At 61.6% G+C, this 1,374-nt stretch carries 1 protein-coding gene and 1 pseudogene; both read right to left on the bottom strand.

The annotated features are described in order from the left end of the window. Nucleotides 1-286: pseudogene (locus tag E5W87_RS13610) on the bottom strand (hypothetical protein); the annotation flags it as partial. Nucleotides 287-497: 211 nt separating this feature from the next. Next, entirely contained in the window at nucleotides 498-1,244 is a 747-nt protein-coding gene (locus E5W87_RS13605; RefSeq protein WP_292397960.1) for a 3-oxoacyl-ACP reductase family protein, read from the bottom strand. Nucleotides 1,245-1,374 lie beyond the last annotated feature (130 nt).

The raw sequence follows: 1,374 nt of genomic DNA, 5'->3' as shown, positions 1-1,374 counted from the left end.
CCAGTGGATCGCTCTTGTAGGTGTAATAGGACGGGCTGCTGATTTGGACGCCGCCGCGCTTGTTGCCTGCGCTGCGAGAAACGGCCGGCGCCTTTGCGTTTGGCTTAAATCGTGACTTCTGCCTCGACGGCGGCGGGGGGAAATCACCTTGCGGCGTGTGACGGATGCCGCCGCCGAAAAGCCTCTCGAAAAGCCCCTGCGCGTCTGCCTGCGGCATGCCGAAGGCCAGCATAGCCGCGATCACCGCAAGCGGCATCACGGTTGCTTTGTTTCCGAGGAATTTCATAGATCACCCGCTCCGGCTGCAACCGGTTCCCGTTCCGCACGCTTGACGGTCTCGCCCACCGTATGACGGGTGTAAGACGCGACTATACCGATTCATACCGATTTCGTTAAGCTTCCATAAATTTCGGAAGGTCTGTTGCAGAACAGTTTCACAACACCGTGACGTCAGGAGCGAATTGATTCCCCTCCGGATCCGGGAATTGGCGCACGGGTCAGGCGTTGGCGCCGCCGTCGATAGTCAGTGCGGCGCCTGTCACGAAGCGCCCTTCGGAACCCGCCAGCCAGGCGACCATGCCGGCGATCTCTTCAGCCTTGCCGAAGCGAGGCGTCGCCATCTTCTGCCGCTGGTGCTCGGCGTGCGGGCCACTGGCCGGATTCATATCGGTGTCGGTCGAGCCCGGATGAACGATGTTGGCGGTAATCCCGCGCGAACCGAGGTCGCGCGCCAATGCCTTGGTCAGGCCGACCAATGCCGCCTTGCTGGCCGAATAGGCGCTGAGGCTGGTGTCGGTGACACGCTCGGCCAGATTGCTGCCGATGGAGATGATCCTGCCGCCCTCGCCCATATGCACTGCGGCCGCCTTCGACGCCACAAACGGGGCTCTGACATTGACCTCCATAGTTTCATCGAAGTCGGCAAGCTGCAATTCATCGATCGGCGCGGCGCGCCAGATGCCGGCGCTGTTGACGAGGATGTCGAGCCGGCCGAAGGCCTTCACCGTCTCGCTGACCGACGCTTGGATTGCGGTGGCGTCGCGATTATCGGCCTTGATGGCAATGGCCCGACCGCCGGCTGCTTCGATTTCCCCGACGACAGCGTGGGCCTGCTCCTCGCCGTTCACATAGGTGAGCGCGACATTGGCGCCGTCGGCCGCAAGCCTTCGCGCAATGGCTGCGCCGATGCCGCGGCTGCCGCCGGTGACGAGCGCGACCTTGCCGTTCAAGCCGATGGAAGACATTCGTTTACTCCTTTTATGTAGTGATCAATACATAAATGTCTGCCAGCCTTGCCCGGGCGCGTCAACTAATTTATGTATCAATCAACACAGAAATGGATGCCATGCCGGAACGAGGCCGCCCCCGCACCTT

Origin of the sequence: Mesorhizobium sp. (genome assembly GCF_004962925.1) — a bacterium.
GTDB lineage: Bacteria > Pseudomonadota > Alphaproteobacteria > Rhizobiales > Rhizobiaceae > Mesorhizobium.
This window is presented reverse-complemented; position numbering and strand designations above follow the sequence as displayed.

Excerpts from the sequence above, each read along its gene's own strand:
- E5W87_RS13605 (WP_292397960.1), bottom strand. The coding sequence starts at position 1,244 with ATGTCTTCCATCGGCTTGAACGGCAAGGTCGCGCTCGTCACCGGCGGC.